Source organism: Streptomyces malachitofuscus (assembly GCF_055571035.1).
The window spans coordinates 118,498-140,551 of the sequence record NZ_JBVIGA010000015.1; the positions used below are offsets into that span (position 1 = coordinate 118,498).

A 22,054-nucleotide genomic window follows, 5' to 3' on the forward strand; every position below is an offset into this window, starting at 1 on the left:
GTGCGGGAGCGGGAGGCCGGGGGAGACCCGGGTCAGTCCCGGGCGAGCCGGTCCTGCGCCGCCAGCCAGCGCTGTGTGCCGCCGCGCGGTGCGTACCGCGTCAGTGGCTGGGTACGGGTGAGCAGCCGCCGTATTCCGGTGAGGTCACCGCCCGGCCCGTGCGCACGGGACTGCGTCAGCACATTGCCCAGCGCCGCCGCCTCCGCCGGCCCGGCGACCACCGGCAGCCCGCAGGCGTCGGCGGTCAGCCGGCACAGCAGCGCGTTCCGGGCGCCGCCGCCCACGATGTGCACGACATCGACATGCCGCCCGGCGAGCCGCTGCGCGTCCTCGACGGCCTTGCGGTGCGCCAGGGCCAGCGAGTCCAGGATGCAGCGCGTGACCTCGGCGGGCGAGACCGGCACCGGCTGCTCCGAGGCCCGGCAGGCCTCGGCGATCCGCTCGGGCATCCGCCCCGGCGCGAGAAACGCCGTGTCCCCGGCGTCCACCACCGACCGCAGCGCCGGCACCTCGGCCGCCTCCCGCAGCAACGCACCCAGATCCGGCTCGCCCCAGGCCCGTACACACTCCTGGAGCAGCCACAGGCCCATGATGTTGCGCAGATGGCGGACCGTGCCGTCCAGGCCCAGCTCATTGGTGAAGTTGGCGGCCCGGCTCTCCTCGGTGAGCACCGGGGCGTCCAGCTCCAGTCCGGCCAGCGACCAGGTGCCGGTGCAGATGTACGCGAACCGCTCACCGTCCGCCGCCGGTACCGCGGCCACCGCGGAGGCCGTGTCGTGCGAGCCGACCGCCGTCACCGGGACCGGTCCGGTCAGCCCGGTCTCCTCCAGCACCCCGGGCCGCAGCGTACCGGCCGGATCACCCGGCAGGCGCAGCGGCGCGAACAGCCCGAGGTCGATGCCCAGCCGGTCCGCGACTCCGTGCGCCCAGTCGCGGGTGCGCGGGTCGATCAGCTGGGTGGTGGAGGCGTTGGTCAGCTCCGTTCCCTGCTCACCGGTGAGCCAGTACGTCAGCAGGTCCGGAATCAGCAACAGCCGCTCGGCACGCGCCAGTTGCGCCGAGCCACGAGCGGCGGCGAGTTGGTAGAGGGTGTTGAACGGCGCGTACTGCAGTCCGGTCGCCGCGTACAGCTCGTCGGCGGGCACCGTCGCCCACACCTGCTCCGCTATCCCTTCGGTGCGGCCGTCGCGGTAGTGCACGGGGTTGCCGAGCAGCGCCCCGTCCGCGTCCAGCAGCCCGTAGTCCACGGCCCAGCTGTCGATGCCGACGGAGTCGACCGGGCCGGCCGCCCGCAGACCCTCGAGCACCCCGGCGTACAGCCCGAGGATGTCCCAGCGCAAACCCTCGGGCACCCGCACCGGCCGGTTGGGGAAGCGGTGGGCCTCGGTCAGCTCCAGGCTGTCGGGGCCCACGCGGCCGACCATGACGCGCCCGCTGGACGCGCCGAGGTCGACCGCGGCGTACGACTTCACGGTGCCGCTCATCGCAGGAACGCGGCGGCGACGCCGGCGTCGACGGGGACGTGCAGTCCGGTGGTGTGGGAGAGGTCGCCGCCGGTCAGCGCGAACACGGCGTTCGCCACGTGCTCGGGCAGCACCTCCCGCTTGAGCAGCGTCCGCTGCGCGTAGAACTCGCCCAGCTTCTCCTCCGGCACCCCGTACACGGCGGCGCGCCGGGCGCCCCAGCCGCCGGCGAAGATCCCGGAGCCGCGTACCACACCGTCCGGGTTGACGCCGTTGACCCGGATCCCGTGCTCGCCCAGCTCGGCCGCCAGCAGCCGCACCTGGTGGGCCTGGTCGGCCTTGGTGGCGGAGTAGGCGATGTTGTTGGGGCCGGCGAACACGGCGTTCTTCGACGCGATGTAGACGATGTCCCCGCCCAGCTCCTGCGCGGTCATCACCCGCGCCGCCTCCCGCGAGACGAGGAAGGAGCCACGGGCCATGATGTCGTGCTGGAGGTCCCAGTCCTCGGCGGACGTCTCGAGGAGCGGCTTGGAGACCGAGATCCCGGCGTTGTTCACCACCAGGTCGACCCCGCCGAAGGCGAGCACGGCCGCCTTGAAGGCACCGGCGATCTGCTCCTCGGACGTCACGTCGACGGTCACGGCGACGGCCTTGTCGGACCCGCCCAGCTCCTCGGCGACCGCGACGGCGTTCTCACCGTTCAGGTCCGCCACGACGACACACGCACCCTCGGCCACCAGCCGCCGCGCGATCGCCTTCCCGATCCCGCTGCCCGCACCGGTCACCAGCGCCACCCGCGCGGCGAGCGGCTTCGGCTCGGGCATCCGCCGGAGCTTGGCCTCCTCCAGCGCCCAGTACTCGATGCGGAACTTCTCCGACTCCTCGATCGGCGCGTACGTGGACACCGCCTCGGCCCCGCGCATCACGTTGATCGCGTTGAGGTAGAACTCACCGGCCACCCGCGCGGTCTGCTTGTCCTTGCCGAAGCTGAACATGCCCACGCCGGGCACCAGCACGATCGCCGGGTCGGCTCCACGCAGGGCGGGGGAGTCGTCGTCCGCGTGCCGCGCGTAGTAGGCGGCGTACTCCTCGCGGTAGGCCGCGTGCAGTTCCTTCAGCCGGGCGACGGCCTCGTCGAGCGGCGCGGACGCCGGCAGGTCCAGGACGAGCGGCCGCACCTTGGTGCGCAGGAAGTGGTCCGGGCAGGAGGTCCCCAGCGCGGCCAGCCGCGGATGCTCGGCCCGGGCAAGGAAGTCCAGTACGGCGTCGGAGTCGTCGAAGTGCCCCACCTGCGCCCGGTCCTGCGAGGCCACGGCCCGCACGTACGGCGCCAGCGCGGCGGCCCGCTCCCGCCTCTCCGCCCCGGGCAGCGCCTCGTACCCCTCGATCACGGGCCCGAAGGGCTCCGGCCGGCCCCGCTCGGCGAGGAACGCCTCAGCGGTGCGGATGATGTGCAGCGAGTTCCGCTCGCACTCCTCGGAGGTGTCACCCCACGCGGTGATCCCGTGCCCCCCGAGCACACACCCGACGGCCTGGGGGTGGGCCTCCTTCACGGCGGCGATGTCCAGCCCGAGCTGGAACCCCGGCCGCCGCCACGGCACCCACACCACGGTGTCGCCGAAGCACTCGGCGGTCAGCTTCTCCCCGTCGGCGGCGCAGGCGAGCGCGATCCCGGAGTCGGGATGCAGATGGTCCACGTGCGCGGCGTCGACGAGCCCGTGCATCGCGGTGTCGATCGAGGGTGCGGCGCCCCCCTTGCCGTGCAGGCAGTAGTCGAACGCCGCGACCATCTCGTCCTCGCGCTCGACGCCCGGGTACACGTCGGCCAGGGCCCGCAGCCGGTCCAGCCGCAGCACGGCCAGCCCCGCCTCCGTCAGCGTCCCGAGGTCCCCTCCGGACCCCTTGACCCACATCAGCTCGACATCACCACCGGTGACCGGGTCGGTCGCGAGACCTTTCGCGGAGGCGTTGCCACCGGCGTAGTTGGTGTTACGGGGGTCGGCACCGAGCCGGTGCGACCGGGAGAGCAGAGCGGCGGCTGCGGGATGGGTGGACATCAACGGTCAATCCTTTGCGAACGAGGGGATGTGCAGCGCCCCTTCAGGGGCGCGGGGAGCTGCGCGGTCAACCACGACGGACCCGCAGCCTGCGAAGAACAGAAACCCGGCAGACGCCTACGCGCCCCACCCCGCCTGCTCACCACCGACCCGCTCGGCAACGATCTTCTCGCCCCACCCGGACCGCCGATAGGCAGAAACAGGCTCGGGGTCCAACCCCATTTCCTCCCGCACCTCACGAAGCAGCGGACGCACGTCCGTGTTGTACGCGTCCATCAACACGGCGTTGGCCTCGAGGACATCCCCCGCCCGCTGAGCGTCGGCCAACGCCGACCGGTCAACGAGCAGCGCCTTCGCCGTGGCCTCCTGCACGTTCATGACGGAACGGATGATCGCCGGGATCTTCGCCTCGATGTTGTGGCACTGGTCCAGCATGAACGCCACCTCGGACGTGAGCCCGCCCCCGCGCACCACCTCGTACATGATCCGGAACAGCTGGAACGGATCCGCGGCCCCGACCATCAGGTCGTCGTCCGCGTAGAACCGCGAGTTGAAGTCGAACCCGCCGAGCCTGCCCTCGCGCAACAGCGTGGCGACGATGAACTCGATGTTGGTGCCCGGCGCATGGTGCCCGGTGTCGACCACGACCCGGGCCTTCTCGCCGAGCTTCAGACAGTGCGCGTACGCCGTCCCCCAGTCCGGCACGTCCATGGTGTAGAACGCCGGCTCGAAGAGCTTGTACTCCAGCAGCATCCGCTGCCCCTCACCGAGCCGCCCGTACACCTCGGCGAGGCCCTCGGCGAGCCGGTCCTGGCGGGCGCGCACATCGTCCTGTCCGGGATAGTTCGTCCCGTCGGCGAACCACAGTTTCAGGTCCCTGGAGCCGGTCGCGTCCATGATGTCGACGCACTCCAGCAGATGGTCCACGGCCTTCCTGCGCACCGCGGCGTCCGGGTGGCAGACGGAGCCCAGCCGGTAGTCGTCGTCCTGGAAGGTGTTGGAGTTGATCGCGCCGATCCTCACCCCGCGGTCCTCGGCGTACTGGGCCAGCGCCGCGTAGTCCTCGACCCGGTCCCAGGGGATGTGCAGCGCCACGGTCGGCGCGACCCCCGTGAACTCGTGCACCTTGGCCGCGTCGTCCAGCTTCTCCTGCGGAGTGCGGGGGACGCCCTGTTGCGCGAACACCTTGAAGCGGGTCCCCGAGTTCCCGTACGCCCACGACGGCGTCTCGACTGCCTGTGTCTTGAGAGCGGCCTTCGCCGCGGCGAGCTCGGTCACGTCAGGGCTCCTGTGACATCGGGTCGTAACGACCACTGAGTGAAACGATTCAGGACGCGAAGCTATGGCGCCCCCGCAGGGGTGTCAACCCCTCCCGCGCGGACCGGGCTCCGTGACAGCGGCCTGCACCCGCAGCTGTCGAAAGTTTTTCGACCGGGACCCATTGACGTGACATGCGTCGCGCGCCTAACGTCCCGGCAATCCAGTTGAAACCTTTCACGACGTCGCGAGGGCCGACCCGCCGGCGTCGTCGAGGAGCCCTCATGACCCACCCGTCCGACACGGGTCCGGCCCCGGTTCTCGCGCTCAAGGACATCTCCAAGTCCTTCGGCGCGGTGCGTGCGCTGCGGGACGTCTCCCTGGAGCTGTACCCCGGGGAGGTGCACGCCCTCGCCGGCGAGAACGGAGCCGGCAAGTCGACCCTCATCAAGACGCTCGCCGGAGTGCACCGGCCGGACGCCGGCCAGGTGCTGCTCGACGGCGCGCCGGTCGTCTTCCACGGCCCCGGCGACGCCCGCGACGCCGGCATCGCCGTGATCTACCAGGAGCCCACGCTCTTCCCCGACCTGTCGATCGCCGAGAACATCTTCATGGGCCGGCAGCCCCGGCGCGCCCTCGGCCGGATCGACCACCGGGCCACCTATGACGCGACCGCCGCCCTCATGAGGCGGCTGGGTGTCGCACTCGACCCGGACCGCCCGGCCCGCGGTCTGTCCATCGCCGACCAGCAGATCGTCGAGATCGCCAAGGCGCTCTCCTTCGACGCCCGCGTTCTGATCATGGACGAGCCCACCGCCGCCCTCACCGGCAGCGAGGTCGCCCGTCTCTTCGGCGTCGTACGCACCCTGCGCGAACAGGGCGCCGCGGTGCTCTTCATCTCCCACCGCCTGGAGGAGATCTTCGAGATCTGCGGCCGGGTCACCACCCTGCGCGACGGCGCCTGGATCTCCAGCGAGCCGCTGGACGGCATGACCGAGGACGACCTGGTCCGCCGCATGGTGGGCCGCGACCTCGACGAGCTCTACCCCAAGCAGGACGTGAAGCCGGGCGGGATCGCCCTGAGCGTGCGCCGGCTGACCCGCGAGGGCGTGTTCACCGACGTCTCCTTCGACGTACGGCGCGGCGAGATCGTCGGCCTGGCCGGACTGGTCGGGGCCGGTCGCACCGAGGTCGCCCGCGCGGTGTTCGGCGTCGACCGCTGGGACGCCGGGGAGGTCGAGGTCGAGGGGCGGAAGCTGGCCAACGGCGCCCCGTCCACCGCCATGGCCGCCGGGCTCGCCCTGGTTCCCGAGGACCGGCGTGCCCAGGGCCTGGTGATGGACATGTCCATCGAACGCAACATCGGCCTCACCGGACTCCGTACCACCAGGAGGGGCGGCCTGATGGACCGTGGTGCCGAACGCAGCCGCTCGCTCGACTGGGCGGTCAGGCTCCAGGTCAAGTACGCCCGCATCGCCGACACGGTGAACACCCTGTCCGGCGGCAACCAGCAGAAGGTCGTCCTCGCCAAGTGGCTCGCCACCGGCCCGAAGGTGCTGATCGTCGACGAGCCCACCCGCGGCATCGACGTCGGCACCAAGGCCGAGGTGCACCGGCTGCTGTCGCAGCTCGCGGCCGACGGTGTGGCCGTCCTGATGATCTCCTCCGACCTGCCCGAGATCCTCGGCATGGCCGACCGCGTGCTGGTGATGCACGAGGGCCGGCTCACCGCCGAGATCCCCCGCACCGACGCCACCGAGGAAACCGTGATGGCCGCAGCCACGGGGAGGACAGCCGCATGACGGTGCTCAGCCCCGACCCCACCCCCGTCGCCGAGGTGCCCGAGGCGGGCGCCACCCGGCTAGTCGACCGTGTCTTCAAGATGCGCGAACTGGCCATTCTGGTCGTCTTCCTGGTGATGATCGCCGTCACCCAGGCCGGCAACAGCGAGTTCCTGTCCGAACAGGGCATCAAGGACCTGCTGCTGAACGCGACCATCCTGGTGCTGGTCGCCACCGGCCAGTCCCTGGTCGTCATCACCCGCAACGTCGACCTGTCCGTCGGCTCCACGCTCGGCATCAGCGCCTTCGCCGCCGGCATCTACCTGCAGGGCGGCGGCAACCCGGTCCTCGCCCTCGCCCTCGCCGTCCTGCTCGGCATCGGCTTCGGCCTGCTCAACGGACTGCTCGTCAGCCTCGGTCAGGTGCCCGCCCTCGTCGTCACCCTCGGCACCCTCTACATCATCCGCGGCATCGACTCCATCTGGGTCGGCTCCCGCCAGATCACCGCCGCCGATCTGCCCGGAGGGTTCGTCGACTTCGGCTCCGGCGGCATCTCCGCGGTACCGTACCTGGCGCTCATCGCCCTCGTGGTGCTCGTGGCGACGGCGTACTACCTCAAGCACTTCGGCAGCGGACGCGAGCTGTACGCGCTCGGCTCCAACCCGGAGGCCGCCCGGCTCGCCGGCATCCCCGTACGCAAGCGGATCCTCGCCGCGTACACCTTCTGCGGAGCCCTCGCCGGTCTCGCCGGTGCCCTGTACCTGGCCCGGTTCGGCAACGTCGACTCCGGCACCGGCACCGGCTACGAACTCACCGTCGTCAGCGCGGTCGTGGTCGGCGGCGTCGTCTTCACCGGCGGCTCCGGCAGCGTCTACGGCGCGGCACTCGGCGCGCTGCTGCTCACCTCCGTCAACAGCGTGCTGCCCGCACTCGGCGTCAGCTCCGTGTGGGTGCTCGCCATCAACGGCATCCTGCTCATCCTCGCCATCGCGGTCGACCGGATCGTCGCGCTGCGCGTGGCCTCCGCCCTGAAGAAGAGGAACGCCCGCCATGCCTGAGTCCCTGACGCGCGCCGTCCGCTGGGACACGGTCGTCGGCGCCCTGCTCGTCCTGGTCCTGCTGCTGTCGTTCACCACCGTGGACGGCTTCGGCAACGCGCTCAACCTGTCGTTCCTCATCGGCAACACCCTGCCGATCGCACTGATCGCCCTGCCCATGACCCTGCTGGTGGTCTCCGGCGAGATCGACCTGTCCGTGGCCTCCACGGCCGGACTCTCCGGCGCGGTGATGGGCGCCCTGTGGAACCAGGGCATGACCATCGAGACGATCATCCCGGTCTGCCTGCTCATCGGCGTCGTCTGCGGCCTGATCAACGGCCTGCTGGTGACCCGGCTGGGACTGCCCTCCCTCGCCGTCACCATCGGCACGCTGGCCGCCTACCGGGGCATCGCGCAGATCGTGCTGGGCTCCGACGCGGTCACCGACTTCCCCGCCCCGTACCTGGACTTCGCCGCCGGACGCATCGGCGACACGTTCGTGCCGTACGCCTTCCTGCCGTTCCTCGTGCTGCTCGCCATCGCCGTCGTCACCCTGCACGCCACCCCGTTCGGGCGGTCGCTGTTCGCGATCGGCGCCGGCGAGGAGGCCGCCCGCTTCGCCGGCATCCGGGTCAGGCGGCAGAAGCTGATCCTGTTCACCCTGACCGGCCTGATGTCGGCCCTCACCGGTGTCTTCTGGGCCCTGCACTACGCCAGCGCGCGTTATGACAACGCCACCGGCCTCGAACTCTCCGTCGTGGCAGCGGTGCTGCTCGGCGGCATCGACTTCGACGGCGGAAAGGGAACGCTGGGCGGTGCGATCGCCGGCGTGTTCCTGCTCGGTGCGCTGCAGAACGTCATGAGCCTGCAGGACGTCTCCGCGCAGTCGCAGATCGTCGTGACGGGTGTGCTGCTGGTCCTGTCCGTGCTGGGCCCCCGCGTCGCCCGGCAGATCGCCGTCGCACGTGCCGGACGCCGGGCCGCCGCACCACCGGCGTCCAAGGCGCCCACTGGCGACTCCCTGAACCCTTCTCACCCCTAAGGAACCCGCCATGCGCAAGGCATCACTCCGCCGCACCTGCGCGGCCCTCGCCGCCGTCACCTCGTTCGCCCTGGCCGCCACCGCCTGCGGCGGCACCACCAAGGAGGACGTCAAGAACGAGGGCGGCGGCGCGGCCGCCTCGGCCGGCAAGGCCGACCCGGACGCGCCCGTCAAGAAGGGCCTGACCGTCGGCTTCCTGCCCAAGCAGGTCAACAACCCCTACTTCACCACCGCCGACAAGGGCGGTGAGAAGGCCGTCAAGGAACTGGGCTCCAGCTACAAGGAGGTCGGCCCCTCCAGCGCCACCGACACCGCCGGACAGGTCTCCTACGTCAACACCCTCACCCAGCAGCAGGTCGACGCCATGGCCGTCTCCGCGCAGGACCCCGGCGCCCTGTGCACCGCGCTCAAGCAGGCCATGAAGAACGGCATCAAGGTCGTCACCTACGACTCCGACACCACCGCCGACTGCCGCAACGCCTTCGTCTCGCAGGCCTCCGCCGAGGACCTGGGCCGCACCGAGGTACAGCTGCTCGCCGAGCAGATCGGCTACAAGGGCGAGATCGCGATCCTGTCCGCCGCGCAGACCGCGACCAACCAGAACACCTGGATCGAGTTCATGAAGGACGAGCTCAAGGATCCCCAGTACAAGGACATCAAGCTGGTCAAGGTCGCCTACGGCAACGACGACGCCCAGCAGTCCTTCCAGCAGACCCAAGGCCTGCTCCAAGAGCACCCGAACCTGAAGGGGATCATCTCCCCGACCACCGTCGGCATCAAGGCCGCGGCCCAGTACCTGTCCGGCTCCAAGTACAAGGGCAAGGTCAAGCTGACCGGCCTCGGCACCCCCAACGACATGCGCAAGTACGTCAAGAACGGCACCGTCGAGGCGTTCGAGCTCTGGAACCCGGCCAAGCTCGGCGAGCTGGCCGCCCGCACCGCGATCGCCCTGTCCTCCGGCCAGATCACCGGCAAGGAGGGCGAGACCTTCACGGCCGGCGCGATGGGCGAGTACACCATCGGCAAGGACGGCGTGATCAACCTCGGCAAGCCCACCGTCTTCAACGCCGAGAACATCGACCAGTTCGACTTCTGATCCCGGCCGGCCCACGAAGGAGCGGTACTCGTGCAACGCGTCTGTTTCCTGCTCAAGGTCCGCCAGGACCGGATCGCCGAGTACCGCGCACGCCATGCCGCCGTGTGGCCCGAGATGTGCGAGGCGCTCTCGGCCACCGGCTGGCACAACTACTCCCTCTTCCTGCGCGACGACGGCCTGCTCGTCGGATACCTGGAGACCGAGGACTTCGAGGCGGCGAAGGCCGGCATGGAGGCCACCGACGTCAACGCCCGCTGGCAGGCCGAGATGTCCCCCTTCTTCGAGTCCCTCGACGGCGCCCGGCCCGACGAGGCGATGAAACCGCTGACCGAGGTCTTCCACCTCGCCTGACGACGGAGCCCGCGATGAGACGACGCACCCTCCTGGCCGGAGCACTCCTCGGCACCGCGGCCACCCCCGCGCTCGCTTCGGGCACCGCCCGGGCCGCCGCACCCGGCCCGTCGGTCACCCGCACCGGCAGCACCACGCTCGACGACCGCGCCCTCTACTTCGTCTCCTACGACGGCCTGGTCAACAACAACGCGTTCCAGAAGAACGGCCTGCTCACCCACCAGGGGCACCAGTACGCCGTCTGGTACACCGCCGACCGGAACGCCGTCGCCGGCCGCCGCGCCCTCGGCGCGGGCTCCTGGGAGAGCGCGCGGCTCGGTCACACCCTGCGCTACGACGATTCCCACAACGTCATCTGCATGGGCGTCTCGAGGACCGACGGCCGGCTGCACTTCGTGATGGACGCCCACAGCGACGGCTTCACCTACGTCAGGTCCGTCGCCGGGCTCCTGGACGATCCGGCGGGCCTGAGCTGGACCGCCGGCCGCTTCGGCGCCTCGCAGTCCACGCTCGACGGCCTCGCCCTCACCTCGCAGTTCACCTACCCGCAGTTCATCGCCACCCCCGAGGGCCGGCTCCAGCTCAGCCACCGGGCAGGCGTCTCCGGCAACGGCCGCAACGCGCTCGCCGAGTACGACGGCAGTCGGTGGACCGCGCTGGGGGAGTGGAGCGCCTCCACCGGCACCTACACCAGCGAGCACGGCTCCTCGACCGCCCGCAACATGTACCTGCACGGCATCGACTACGACCGGGCCGGCCGCCTGCACGCCTTCTTCACCTGGCGCGAGCAGAACGGCGCCGTGATGTGCAGCGGCGGCGGCCTCACCAACCACGACACCGGCTACGTGTACTCCGACGACCGGGGCCGCACCTGGCGCGACGACGCCGGCACCGTCGTCGGCAGGACCGGAACGCGAGACCGGGTCTCCGTCACCGACGCCGGACTCGTGGTCGACCCCCTGAACCCGGACCACTCCCTGATGAACCAGGAGAGCCAGTCCACCGACTCCGCCGGCCGGCCGCACGCGATCATCTCCTACGTCCCCGGCCGCTTCGGCCGGTGCACGACGGACTACGTCGCCGACCGCACCGCGCACGGCCGCGCCTTCCACGTCCGCCGGACCGCCGCCGGCTGGCGGAAGACGGAGATCCCCGTCCCGGTGAACTCCAGCCAGCGCACCAAGCTGGTCCTGGACCGGTACGACAACGCCTACGCCGTCCTCCCCTACGGCCGTGTCGCCGGCGCCTCCGCCGCCTCGGGACACACCGACTGGCGGCTGCTGTACGACGGCGGCGGACTGAACGCCTTCGGGGAGGTGGTGATCGACGAGACCCGCGTGGCCCAGGACGGGGTCCTGTCGTTCATGTACCAGGAGAAGTCCGCCGGTACGACCCCCTCTCCGCTGCACGTCGTCGACTTCCGACTGCCCGCCTGACCGTGACCGTTCCGGGGCGGGCGTGCGGGTAATGTGATGGCCCGCCGCGCCGCCCCCCGTCTCCCTGGAGGTTCCAGCCCGATGGCCCAGTCGGTGGGTATCAAGGACGTCGCCCGCGTCGCCGGAGTCTCCGTCGGCACGGTCTCCAACGTGATCAACCGTCCGGACACGGTCGCCGCGGAGACCCGGGCCCGGGTGCAGTCCGCCATAGACCGGCTCGGCTACGTCCGCAGCGAGTCCGCCCGTCAGCTGCGCGCCGGCCGCAGCCGCATCATGGGCCTGCTCGTCCTCGACATGGGCAACCCGTTCTTCGTCGACGTCGCGCGGGGCGCCGAGCGCGCCGCGCGGAAGGCCGGGCTCGGCGTGATGGTCTGCAACAGCGCCCAGAACGCGGGCGAGGAGGCCGAGTACCTCTCCCTCTTCGCCGAACAGCGCGTACGGGGCGTGCTGCTCACCCCGGCGGACGCCACCGGCCGCAACATCGAGGCGTTCCGGCGGCACGGCATCCCCTTCGTGCTGGTCGACCGGGTCGCCGAGGGCACCACCGAGTGCTCGGTCTCCGTGGACGACGTGGCGGGCGGCGCGCTGGCCGTGCGGCACCTGGTGGAGGCCGGGCACCGCTCCATCGCGTACGTCAGCGGCCCGCCCGGGTTGAACCAGGTCCGCGACCGCCGCACCGGCGCCCTCAACGCCCTCGCCGAGGCGGGCCTCGGCCCGGACCGGCTGCGCGAGCTGCCCACCGAGCGGCTCGACGTGGCCGCGGGACGCGACGCGGGCGCCCGGCTCCTCGGGCTCGCCGAACGCCCCACCGCCGTGTTCTGCGCCAACGACCTGCTCGCCCTCGGCGTCCTCCAGGCGATGTACGCCGCCGGGGTCGGGGTTCCCGACGACCTCGCGATCGTCGGCTACGACGACATCGAGTTCGCCGCCGCTGCGGCCGTTCCGCTCACCTCGGTACGCCAGCCCGCCGTCGCCATGGGCACGCTGGCGGCCGAGCTGCTGTTGGAGGAGACCGAGGGAGTCGGCACCGAGCAACCCCATGAGCACCGCCGGGTCGTCCTCCGCCCGGAACTGGTGGTCCGGCGCTCCAGCCTCTCGGCCCGCTGACGGTCGTTCAGCAAGAATTTCATGATCCCGGGCTCGTGGCCGGAGGAACATGTGTTGAACTGGGTCACGGTCCGACAATCCGTTCGTCCCGGGAGCCCCGTTGACCGTCAGCTACCGCCAGCCCGGAGTGGTCCTCACCGACCACCGCTTCACCGTGCCCCTCGACCACGACGACCCCTCGGGGGAGACGATCGAGCTGTACGCGCGTGAGGCCGTCGCGAGCGACAAGGCCGGCCGGGACCTGCCCTGGCTGCTCTACCTCCAGGGCGGCCCGGGCTTCGGGGCGAACCGTTTCATCGGGAAGCCGGCCTGGCTCGGCCGTGCCCTCGAGGACTACCGCGTCCTGCTCCTGGACCAGCGCGGCACCGGCCACTCCACCCCCGCCAACCGGCAGACGCTCCCGCTGCGCGGCGGCCCCGCCGTACAGGCCGACTACCTCACCCGCTTCCGCGCCGACTCCATCGTGCGCGACTGCGAGGCCATCCGCCCCCGGGTGACCGGCGGCGCCCCCTGGACCGTGCTCGGCCAGAGCTTCGGCGGCTTCTGCACCGTCGCGTATCTGTCCATGGCCCCCGAGGGACTGGACACCGCGCTCATCACCGGCGGTCTGCCGTCCCTGGACGCCCACGCCGACGACGTCTACCGGGCCGCCTACCCGCGCGTCGAACGCAAGGTCGCCGCCCACTACGCCCGCTACCCGCAGGACGTCGAGCGCGCCCGCCGCATCGCGGACCACCTGCTCACCCACGACGTCGTCCTCCCGAACGGCTACCGCTTCACCGTCGAGGCGTTCCAGTCCCTCGGCATGATGCTCGGCAGCGGCGAGGGCAGCCACCGGCTGCACCACCTCCTGGAGGACGCCTTCGTGCCGACCCCGGGCGGCCCCGAGCTGTCCGACGCCTTCCAGGAGCAGGCCCAGGGCCTGCTGTCCTTCGCCGGCCACCCGCTGTACGCGCTCGTCCACGAGGCGATCTACGGCCAGGACGCCCGGCCCACCGCCTGGTCCGCCGAACGGGTGCGGGCCGAGTTCCCGCGGTTCGACGCGGCCAAGACGCTCGCCGGCGACGAGCCGCTGCTGTTCACCGGCGAGACCATCCACCCCTGGATGTTCGACTGCGACCCCGCGCTGCGCCCCCTGCGCGAGACCGCCGAACTGCTCGCCGCACGCACCGACTGGACGCCCTTCTACGACCCGGCGCGCCTCGCCGTCAACCAGGTCCCGGCCGCGGCGGCGGTCTACCACGACGACATGTACGTCCACACCCCCCACTCCCTCGAGACCGCCCGGGCCGTCCGCGGCCTGCGCACCTGGGTCACCGACGAGTTCGAGCACGACGGAGTCCGGGCCGGCGGCCCCCGCGTCCTGGACCGGCTGCTCGCCCTGGCGCGTGACGAGGCGTGACGCGGACCCCGCCGTGCCGTCGGTGCGGCGGGTTAGTCTTCCGGAATGACCGAGCCGACGATCAGTCAACTCCAGCCCATGCCCGACGACTGGCAGCGCGCCCTGGCCGTGGTCGCCCACCCCGACGACCTCGAGTACGGCTGCGCGGCGGCGATCGCCTCCTGGACCGACGCCGGCCGTGAGGTCTCCTACGTGCTGGCGACCCGCGGCGAGGCCGGCATCGACACCCTGGAGCCGGCGAAGTGCGGCCCGCTCAGAGAGCGGGAGCAACGGGCGAGCGCGGCTGTCGTCGGCGTGTCGGAGGTCGGCTTCCTCGACCACGCGGACGGGGTCATCGAGTACGGCCCCGCACTGCGCCGGGACATCGCCGCCGCCGTCCGCCGGTACCGGCCGGAACTGGTGATCACCCTGAACCACCGGGACACCTGGGGCGGCACGTACTGGAACACCCCCGACCACGTGGCGGTCGGCCGGGCGACGCTCGACGCGGCCGGTGACGCCGGCAACCGCTGGATCTTCCCGGAGCTGATCGAGCAGGGCCTCGAACCCTGGAACGGCGTCCGCTGGGTGGCCGTCGCCGGTTCGAACGCGCCGACGCACGCCGTGGACGCGACCGACGGACTGGAGCGCGCGGTGCGCTCCCTGCTCGAACACCGTACCTACATCGAGGCGTTGACCGACGAGGACCCGGAGGCGTACGCCCGCGGCCTGCTGACCGGGTTCGCCGAGGAGACGGGCAAGCGGTTCGGCAACCGCCCCGCGGTCGCGTTCGAGCTGTTCCCCCGGTGACCCCCGTGGGTGACGACAAGGAACTTCTGGCACGCAGCTTCGAGCAGCACCGCGGCCACCTCAAGGCGGTCGCCTACCGCATGCTCGGCTCACTCGCCGAGGCGGAGGACGCCGTCCAGGAGGCCTGGCTGCGACTGGGCCGCACGGACACCACCGGTATCGACAACCTCGGCGGCTGGCTGACCACGGTGACCGGCAGGATCTGCCTGGACATGCTGCGTTCGCGCACCGCGCGCCGCGAACAGCCGATGGACGAGACCTTCGTCCCGGACCCGGTGATCAGACCCGTCCCGCAGACGGACCCGGAACAGGAGGCGCTGCACGCCGACTCGGTGGGCGTGGCGCTGCTGGTCGTCCTGGAGAAGCTGGAGCCCGACGAGCGGCTGGCGTTCGTCCTCCACGACATGTTCGCCGTGCCGTTCGACGACATCGCCCCGGTCGTGGAGCGCAGCTCCGCCGCGACCCGGCAGCTGGCCAGCCGGGCCCGCCGCCGGGTGCGCGACACGACGCCTCCGTCCGAGCCCGACCTCGGCCGGCAGCGTCAGGTCCTCGACGCCTTCATGGCCGCCGCACGCAGCGGTGACTTCGAGGCACTGGTCGCCGTCCTGCACCCGGACGTGGTGCTGCGGGCCGACGCGGGCGCGCTGGTCCGCGGCGTGGCCGGATCCAAGGTCCTCCAGGGCGCGAAGCCGGTGGCCGAGTCGGCGATGATGTTCGCCCGCTACACCGCCGCGGGCCAAGTGGCCCTGGTCAACGACTCCCTCGGCCTGCTCAGCGTGGTGGACGGCCGCATCCAGTCGGTCATGTCCGTCACCATCACCGACAACCGCATCACCGGCATGTACATCCTCGCCGACCCGTCCCGCCTCCGACATCTGCACCTCCCGGAGAACTGACCCACCCAGCCGCCCCGGCGGGCGGAGCCGCCGACCACGCCCCGCTCCCGCTCCCGCGGGCAGTCGTGCCGCTGGGAGCGAAGCCGAGAGTGGGGGAGACACCCCGCAGGCGCCGGGCTGCGCGAACACCCCCCGGCCCACACCGACGCGGGGCACTCCGCCCGGTGCCGGGTTGCGTACAGCACCCCGGTCACACCGGCTCAGCCGGACTCGGTCCCGCCCCGCACCCACCCCGCCGCTCCGGCCACAACCGCAACCCCTCCGGCATCAACGTCAGCCGCTCCGTCACCCGCAGCCGATACCCAGGATCCGGCCGCAACTCGTACCGCCGCAGCAACAGCCCCAGCACCAACGTCGCCTCGTGCAGTGCGAACTGCCGTCCGATGCACGCCCGCGCCCCCGTCCCGAACGGCTTGAACACATGCGGCGCCCGCCCCCTCACCGCCCGCGCGTCGAAGCGATCCGGATCGAACCGCTCGGGGTCCGTGCCCCACACCGAGGGGTCCCGGTGCAGCATCGGGGTGAGCACCAGCGTCCACGCACCGCGAAGCATCGGATGCTGCCCCGCCAGCACCGTGTCCGCACGGGCCTCCCGCGCGAAGGCCGGCGCCGTCGGCCACAGCCGCAGCGACTCGTCCAGCACCCGCCGGACGTAGCGCAGCTTGGCGACCTGCTCGTACCCCGGAGCCGCCGTGTCGCCCCAGACACGGTCCACCTCCGCGCGGGCGCGGGCCGCGACCTCGGGCTCGCGGGACAGATGGTGCAGGGCGAACGACAGCGCGCCCGAGGTGGTCTCGTGACCGGCCACCAGGAAGGTGATCACCTGCCGGCGGACGTTCTCCGCCGACAGCCGCTCCCCGGTCTCCGGGTGTGCGGTGTCCAGCATGCGGTCCAGCAGGTCTCCACCCCCACCGCCACCCGCCCGCCGCATCCGGATCACCTCGTCCACGATGCGGTTGAGCCGCCCGATGTCCGCCGCGTTGCGCCGGCTCGCCCGGCGCAGCAGCAGCGGGGCCAGCGGCCCGGGAACGCTGTTCAGCCGCTGGGCGTACGTGAGCGTGCCGACCATCGCCGTGACGAAGGGGTGCGGGCGCGCCCGCTCGAAGGACCCGAAGTCGTGCCCGAACCCGGTCCGCGCGATGGTCTCCAGCGTCAGCTTGGTCATGTCCCCGGGCACGTCCACCGCTCGGCCCCCGGCCGCCGCACGGTCCCAGTGGTCCGTGAGCCGCTCCGCCACCGCCAGCATCATCGGGTGGTAACCGGCCATGGCCTCACGGCTGAACCCGGGGGCCAGCACATCGTGCGCCAGCTGCCAGTTGGGCTCGTGGTTGTACGCGGTGAACAGCCCGTCGCCCGCGACCGGCCGCAGATTGGCGACGCCCAGCCCGACGTGCTTGGCGAACCGCGACTCGTCGGCCAGGTCCGCCACCAGCTCCGCGCCCCAGGTGAACACGAACTCCTTGCCGAACGCGTTGCGCCGGAAGATCGGACCCAGCCGGCGGGCGTACTTCAGGGAGTCCTGGAGCGGCGTGCGTCTGCTCGCGCCGAGGATGTCGCCGGCCAGCGGCACGCGGTACGGCGGGTGCGGGATGCGGTGCAGCTCGGGCCAGCCCTGTTCCGCGCTGCGGAACCCCTTCGGCAGTCCCGTCCGTGTCGTCGTCTCCGCCATGACGCGATCTCCTTCGACCCGGCGAGCGAGTGCGACGTGTTGTACGCGAGTTCAATAACGCGCCTCAGTCTGGTCCGGTTGTTGAACCGGCGTCAAGTAAAGTGCGGGGATGGGCGTGAACCAGGGCGGGCGGACGCGCCGCCGGCTCAGCACCGAGGAGCGCCGTGAGCAGCTTCTGTCGGTCGGCGCGCGGCTGTTCTCCGAGAGCCCCTACGACGACGTGTGGATCGAACAGGTCGCCGAGATCGCCGGGGTCTCACGAGGGCTGCTCTACCACTACTTCCCGACGAAGCGGGACTTCTTCGCGGCGGTGGTGGAGCGCGAGAGCGAGCGGATGCTCCGGCTGACGGCGGCGGTGCCCGGTGTCCCGGTGCGTGAACAGCTCACCGCGGGTCTCGACACCTATCTGGAGTACGTCGAGGCCCACGCCCACGGATACCGCGCCTTCCACCGTGCCGACGCGGCGGGGGACCAGGCGGTGCGCCGGGTCTACCGGCGGGCCCTGGCCGCGCAGGAGCGGCAGATCCTGGCCGCGCTCGCGGCGGATCCCGAGTTCGGGCCGGTGCTCGGGACCCGGCCGGACACCCGGATCGCGGTGCGCGGCTGGCTGGCCTTCACCACCGCCGTCTGTCTGGAGTGGTTGCGCGGCTCGGAGTTGGGGCGTGAGCAGGTACGCGACCTCTGCGCGCGTGCCCTGCTCGGGGTGCTCAGGCCCTGAAAGGTCTCGTAAAGATCACGCCACCTGGTTGGCGCGCACACCGATCTCCGATAGCTTAGGCAAGGCTTACCTAAGAGGAGGTTCGGGATGGGTGACGACACGCACGGCTGGACGGCCGAGCCCGGTGCGGCGGAGCGGGCCCGCTCGGTGCTAGCCGCCGCCTGGTCCTGCGCGGTGACCGCGGAGGGCGCCCGGGAGGAGTTCGTCGGCGCGCACACCGTGACCGACGACGGCCGGGTGCTGCTGGACGTACCCGAGGACAGCGCCCTGCTCGCCGCCGCGATCTGCGCGCCCCGCGGAGAGCCGTCCGCCGTGCTGGAGTTCGCCGACGTGGCACCCGTCCCCGTGCGCAGCCGGATCCGTGCCCGGCTGTGGCTGGCCGGCTGGTTCCGCGTCGAGGGCGGACAACTCGCCTTCCGGCCCACGCGCGTGGTGCTCCGCCGGCCGTCCGGCGCCGTAGTCGTGGACGTCGACGACTTCGCCGCCGCCGCGCCCGACCCGCTCGCCACTGCCGAGGCCCGGCTGCTGACCCACCTCGCCGACTGTCACGCCGACGCCGTCGAACGGCTGACGCGCCTGGTCGACCACGGCAGTCTGCACGGCGCGGTCCGGGTCCAGCCGCTCGCCGTCGACCGGCACGGACTGACCCTGCGCATCGAGCGCGTCCGCGCGGGCGGTGACGTACGTCTGCCGTTCCACGCGCCCGCGGACGACGTCGCCGAACTCACCGAACGCATGCACGTGCTGCTGTCCCAGGCCGCTGCCGCATCCTGCCCCCGTGCGCTGCAGTGGCAGCGCACGGACGGCGACCGGTGAGGCGTCCGCCGAGGCTGTCGCGGCCCGGGGGTCCGCCGTCCCGGTCGTCCCGCCGTGTCACTGGGAACGCCGGGAGGCGCCGGCACGGTTCCGGCGCAGACGCTCCGGCACGGCCAGCCGCTCCCGCATCCGGGTGAGGCGCGGCAGCCGCTCGCGCTGTTCCTGCGAGTGCCGGTCCAGTTCCTCGAACAGCCGGCGTGTGCGGTGCTCGGTGTCCATCTCGTCGAGGATGCGGTTGACCTCGGTCAGCACCGCCCCCAGCAGCTGCCACTGGCGGGCGTCGCGCCGGGCCTCCTGGAACAGCAGCTGGGCCAGCTTGTCGCGGGTGGCCGCAGCCTGGCGCAACTCGGAGGTGAGCCGCTCCTCCGCCGACTCGGCGTTCGCGCTGACGCTGGTGGTGACCAGCACCGCGAAGCTGACCACGGCGTCCGCGATCTCGGACAGCAACTGCTGGAAGACCGCGCCCGTCTCGGGCTCGAACAGCCGGCCGGGCCCGCGCTCCTTGGCCAGGTCGGTCAGGGTGCGTGCCAGCACCCGCAGCACCACCGTGCAGATCTCCAGCGTGTCCAGGCCGGTGCGCAGCACGATGCGGTGCAGCAATCCCTCACGCACCCGGGGGTTGAGCCGCAGACTGTCCTCGGCCTGCCGGAGATCCGCGTCCACCTCGTAGATGTCGTGGTCCAGCCGGCGCGCCTCGTGCAGCCGGGCCGCCGCGCGCGCGGAGGGCGGGCCCTCCGCGGCCTCCTCGCCGATCCGCAGCATCAGTTGCCGCACCCGCCGCGCCAGCTCCTCGATCGACGCGCCGGCCTCCTCCACCCACACCGGCGGGGCCAGCAGCAGGTTGAACGCCATGCCGACGACCGCTCCGATGAGCGTTTCCACGATCCGGGCCCAGGCGGTGTCCCCGTGGGTGGTCACGCCCAGCACCAGCATCGCGCTGATCGCCACCTCGGGAACGAACTCGTCCACCCGCACCAGATGGCCGACGATCAGCGACGACAGGATCAGCAGGCCCAGACTCCACCAGGACAGACCCACCAGCAGACTGAAGAGGATGGCCAGGACCACCCCGGTCACCACGGAGTTCACCCGGCGCATCCCGGTGGTCAGGGTGGCGTACAGGGTGACCTGGACGACGAGCAGCGCGGTCAGCGGGGCGGTGAGCGGGGCGGCCTCCGGACTCAGTCGCACCGCGATGACGTAGGCGACCGTCGCGGCGGCCGCCGACCGGATGGTCTGCACGGTCACCGGGTCCCGGTGCCGCTTGACGAAGCGAACGGCCGGTGCGGTCATCTCACGTACCACTTGCATCCTCGGACGGTTCCCCGTCCCCGGAGGCATCGAACGTGTTCAGACGCGACGCTAGCCCCTCGGGGGACAAGCGAGCAGGGCCTACAGCTTGTCGAGGAAGGCGAACAGGTTCCCGCGCGTGCGGTCGATCTGCTCCTCCAGGGTGAGGCTCTCCTCGAAGCGGGCCCCGGTCTCCGGGACCTTCACACCGCGCAGATACAGGGAGCAGGCGAGGTCGGTGCACATGTAGGCGCCGACCGAGTTCCCCTCCCGGCCGGCGGCACCCGCCTTGCGGGCCGTCATCAGCGAGACGCCGCCGCGCGGATGGGTGGTCAGGCACAGGGAGCACATGCTGCGGTGCAGAAAGCCGCGCCGGGCGGGCTGGAACCGCATGGCCACACCGACGAGACGGTCCTGGCGCTCGGTCACGAGATAACTGCGGTCGGGCGCGCCGGGGTCCCGCCAGCCCAGGAAATCGAGGTCGTCCCAGGGGCGTTCGTCCAGGTCCCGGGGCACGGTCAGCCGCTTGGCCTCCCCCTTGGAGCAGTTGATGAACGAGGTGCGGATGTCCTGCTCGGTGAGCGCTCTCATCGGGGTCGTCTCCAGGCCGTCTTCGTGCGTGTGCCGTGCACGCCGTACGCGTGCTCCGCCGAAACCTAAAGGGTGTAGGTTTCTGTTCCCCAGGGTAGGTACCGGGCGGTCCGGGGAGCCAGTGAATTTCCCGGCGATCACCCGGCGGCGCGTTCCGTACGCTGTACCGCAGTGACCGAGGGGGAGGGGGGAAGCGGTGGAGGACTCCTGGGAGCGGGGCCGCCGGGTGCTCGCGGAAGCCGGTCTGCCGCCCGACGCGCTTGCCCGCGTGCGCTCGCTCGGCGGAGGCACCTACAACACCGTCGAGGAGTTCCTCCTCACGGACGGCAGCCGCTTGGTGCTCAAGGTCCCGCCCGCGCCCGGCACCCCCGGCCTCCGGCACGAACGGCGCCTCCTGGTGGCCGAGGCCGCGTTCTGCGCCGGAGCAGCCATGGCCGGTGTGCCCGCGCCGCACGTCGTGTCCGTCGGCGACGACGCCGGTGCACCGCATCTGCTGATGACCGCCTGCCCGGGCGAGTCCTGGACGGAAGCAGAGCCCTCCGGCACGGAACGGGCGGCACTGCGCGGGGAGATCGGCCGGCAGGTGGCCCTGCTGCACCGGGTGACCGGGCCCGGGTTCGGCTACCCGTCCGGCGCCCTCGGACCGCTCGTCCCCGACTGGCGCACCGCGTTCACCGCGATGACTGACGCCGTGCTCGCCGACGCCCGGGACCACGGTGCGCGGCTGCCCCGGCCGGTCGACGAGGTGGCCGCCGTGATCCGCACCGCCGACGCGGTCCTCGACGAGGTCACCGAGCCGGCGCTCGTCCACTTCGATCTGTGGCCGGGCAACATCCTGGTGGACCGTTCGGCGGCGGGGGAGGTCCGGATCGGGGGCCTGATCGACGGGGAGCGCATGTTCTGGGGCGACCCGCTCGCCGATTTCGTCTCCCTGGCGCTGCTGGGTGACATCCGTGAGGACGAGGCGTTCCTCGACGGCTACCGGAAGGCCGGGGGCCGTGCCGCGTTCGACCCGGCGGCCCGTGTCCGACTCGCCCTCTACCGCGCGTACCTCTACCTCATCATGATCACGGAGACGGGTCCGCGGGCGGTCGGCGAGGAGCGCGGACGCCGGGTCCGGGAGAGGGTCGCCCCCGAGCTGACGGCCGCGCTGGCCGAGATCGAGGACCTCTGTTAGTTCACAGCATTAAATAAGGGGTCGGGAAAGTCGCGCCGACCCGCTCCCCGGCGGTATGTTGCAGGTCGGGCAGGGTTGT

At 71.7% G+C, this 22,054-nt stretch carries 19 protein-coding genes; 13 read left to right on the forward strand and 6 right to left on the reverse strand.

Going from position 1 to position 22,054, the window contains the following annotated elements:
- Positions 1 to 32: 32 nt before the first annotated feature.
- The 3 genes from ACZ44S_RS22450 to rhaI all read right to left on the reverse strand — a co-directional run bounded on the left by ACZ44S_RS22450 (position 33) and on the right by rhaI (position 4,798).
- Complete coding sequence (locus tag ACZ44S_RS22450; protein WP_466931705.1) at positions 33 to 1,484, reverse strand: rhamnulokinase; 1,452 nt, start codon at positions 1,482 to 1,484, stop codon at positions 33 to 35.
- Positions 1,481 to 3,520: a bifunctional aldolase/short-chain dehydrogenase gene (locus ACZ44S_RS22455; RefSeq protein ID WP_466931707.1), complete on the reverse strand. Its 2,040-nt coding sequence runs from the start codon at positions 3,518 to 3,520 to the stop codon at positions 1,481 to 1,483. Before ACZ44S_RS22455 ends, ACZ44S_RS22450 begins: the two co-directional genes overlap by 4 nt.
- Before the next feature lie 117 nt (positions 3,521 to 3,637).
- Positions 3,638 to 4,798, reverse strand: coding sequence for an L-rhamnose isomerase (rhaI, locus tag ACZ44S_RS22460; protein WP_466931708.1), 1,161 nt, complete (start codon positions 4,796 to 4,798; stop codon positions 3,638 to 3,640).
- A 263-nt stretch (positions 4,799 to 5,061) separates the two neighbouring features.
- On the opposite strand from rhaI, the gene ACZ44S_RS22465 reads away from it, so the two are divergent.
- The 10 genes from ACZ44S_RS22465 (at position 5,062) to sigJ (ending at position 15,714) form a co-directional block, all read left to right on the forward strand.
- Positions 5,062 to 6,579 (forward strand): sugar ABC transporter ATP-binding protein, encoded by a 1,518-nt coding sequence (locus tag ACZ44S_RS22465; protein WP_466931710.1) that lies wholly within the window; start codon positions 5,062 to 5,064, stop codon positions 6,577 to 6,579.
- Positions 6,576 to 7,616, forward strand: a complete 1,041-nt coding sequence (locus ACZ44S_RS22470; protein ID WP_466931712.1) for an ABC transporter permease — start codon at positions 6,576 to 6,578, stop codon at positions 7,614 to 7,616. Before ACZ44S_RS22465 ends, ACZ44S_RS22470 begins: the two co-directional genes overlap by 4 nt.
- Positions 7,609 to 8,637: an ABC transporter permease gene (locus tag ACZ44S_RS22475; protein ID WP_466931714.1), complete on the forward strand. Its 1,029-nt coding sequence runs from the start codon at positions 7,609 to 7,611 to the stop codon at positions 8,635 to 8,637. Before ACZ44S_RS22470 ends, ACZ44S_RS22475 begins: the two co-directional genes overlap by 8 nt.
- A gap of 10 nt (positions 8,638 to 8,647) precedes the next feature.
- Positions 8,648 to 9,733 carry a rhamnose ABC transporter substrate-binding protein gene (rhaS, locus tag ACZ44S_RS22480; protein WP_466931716.1) on the forward strand — a complete coding sequence of 362 codons (1,086 nt, stop codon included), beginning with the start codon at positions 8,648 to 8,650 and terminating at the stop codon, positions 9,731 to 9,733.
- A gap of 30 nt (positions 9,734 to 9,763) precedes the next feature.
- The gene (locus ACZ44S_RS22485) at positions 9,764 to 10,084 is read left to right on the forward strand and encodes an L-rhamnose mutarotase (protein ID WP_466931718.1); all 321 of its coding nucleotides are present in this window, start codon (positions 9,764 to 9,766) and stop codon (positions 10,082 to 10,084) included.
- Positions 10,085 to 10,098: 14 nt separating this feature from the next.
- Positions 10,099 to 11,520 carry a BNR repeat-containing protein gene (locus ACZ44S_RS22490; protein ID WP_466931720.1) on the forward strand — a complete coding sequence of 474 codons (1,422 nt, stop codon included), beginning with the start codon at positions 10,099 to 10,101 and terminating at the stop codon, positions 11,518 to 11,520.
- Positions 11,521 to 11,601: 81 nt separating this feature from the next.
- Positions 11,602 to 12,627, forward strand: a complete 1,026-nt coding sequence (locus ACZ44S_RS22495) for a LacI family DNA-binding transcriptional regulator (protein WP_466931722.1) — start codon at positions 11,602 to 11,604, stop codon at positions 12,625 to 12,627.
- 100 nt (positions 12,628 to 12,727) lie between these two features.
- Entirely contained in the window at positions 12,728 to 14,029 is a 1,302-nt protein-coding gene (locus tag ACZ44S_RS22500) for an alpha/beta fold hydrolase (RefSeq protein ID WP_466931724.1), read from the forward strand.
- A 45-nt stretch (positions 14,030 to 14,074) separates the two neighbouring features.
- Positions 14,075 to 14,818 carry a PIG-L deacetylase family protein gene (locus tag ACZ44S_RS22505; RefSeq protein WP_466931726.1) on the forward strand — a complete coding sequence of 248 codons (744 nt, stop codon included), beginning with the start codon at positions 14,075 to 14,077 and terminating at the stop codon, positions 14,816 to 14,818.
- Positions 14,815 to 15,714: an RNA polymerase sigma factor SigJ gene (sigJ, locus tag ACZ44S_RS22510; RefSeq protein WP_466931728.1), complete on the forward strand. Its 900-nt coding sequence runs from the start codon at positions 14,815 to 14,817 to the stop codon at positions 15,712 to 15,714. Before ACZ44S_RS22505 ends, sigJ begins: the two co-directional genes overlap by 4 nt.
- A gap of 190 nt (positions 15,715 to 15,904) precedes the next feature.
- Here sigJ and ACZ44S_RS22515 read toward each other — a convergent pair whose 3' ends face one another.
- The gene (locus ACZ44S_RS22515) at positions 15,905 to 17,383 is read right to left on the reverse strand and encodes a cytochrome P450 (protein ID WP_466931730.1); all 1,479 of its coding nucleotides are present in this window, start codon (positions 17,381 to 17,383) and stop codon (positions 15,905 to 15,907) included.
- Between the two features lie 109 nt (positions 17,384 to 17,492).
- Between ACZ44S_RS22515 and ACZ44S_RS22520 the strand changes: the two genes are divergently transcribed.
- Both ACZ44S_RS22520 and ACZ44S_RS22525 read left to right on the forward strand, forming a co-directional pair.
- On the forward strand, positions 17,493 to 18,101 hold the full coding sequence (locus ACZ44S_RS22520; protein WP_466931732.1) for a TetR/AcrR family transcriptional regulator: 609 nt from the start codon (positions 17,493 to 17,495) through the stop codon (positions 18,099 to 18,101).
- Positions 18,102 to 18,188: 87 nt separating this feature from the next.
- Complete coding sequence (locus tag ACZ44S_RS22525; RefSeq protein WP_466931734.1) at positions 18,189 to 18,917, forward strand: DUF2470 domain-containing protein; 729 nt, start codon at positions 18,189 to 18,191, stop codon at positions 18,915 to 18,917.
- 57 nt (positions 18,918 to 18,974) lie between these two features.
- On the opposite strand, the gene ACZ44S_RS22530 is transcribed toward ACZ44S_RS22525, so the two are convergent.
- Together ACZ44S_RS22530 and ACZ44S_RS22535 are read right to left on the reverse strand one after the other, a co-directional pair.
- Positions 18,975 to 20,228, reverse strand: coding sequence for an FUSC family protein (locus ACZ44S_RS22530; RefSeq protein ID WP_466931736.1), 1,254 nt, complete (start codon positions 20,226 to 20,228; stop codon positions 18,975 to 18,977).
- 81 nt (positions 20,229 to 20,309) lie between these two features.
- A complete protein-coding gene (locus tag ACZ44S_RS22535) occupies positions 20,310 to 20,798 on the reverse strand; it encodes an FBP domain-containing protein (protein ID WP_466931738.1) in 489 nt (162 codons plus the stop codon).
- Positions 20,799 to 20,994: 196 nt separating this feature from the next.
- On the opposite strand from ACZ44S_RS22535, the gene ACZ44S_RS22540 reads away from it, so the two are divergent.
- Positions 20,995 to 21,975, forward strand: a complete 981-nt coding sequence (locus ACZ44S_RS22540) for a phosphotransferase family protein (RefSeq protein WP_466931740.1) — start codon at positions 20,995 to 20,997, stop codon at positions 21,973 to 21,975.
- Positions 21,976 to 22,054: the final 79 nt, after the last annotated feature.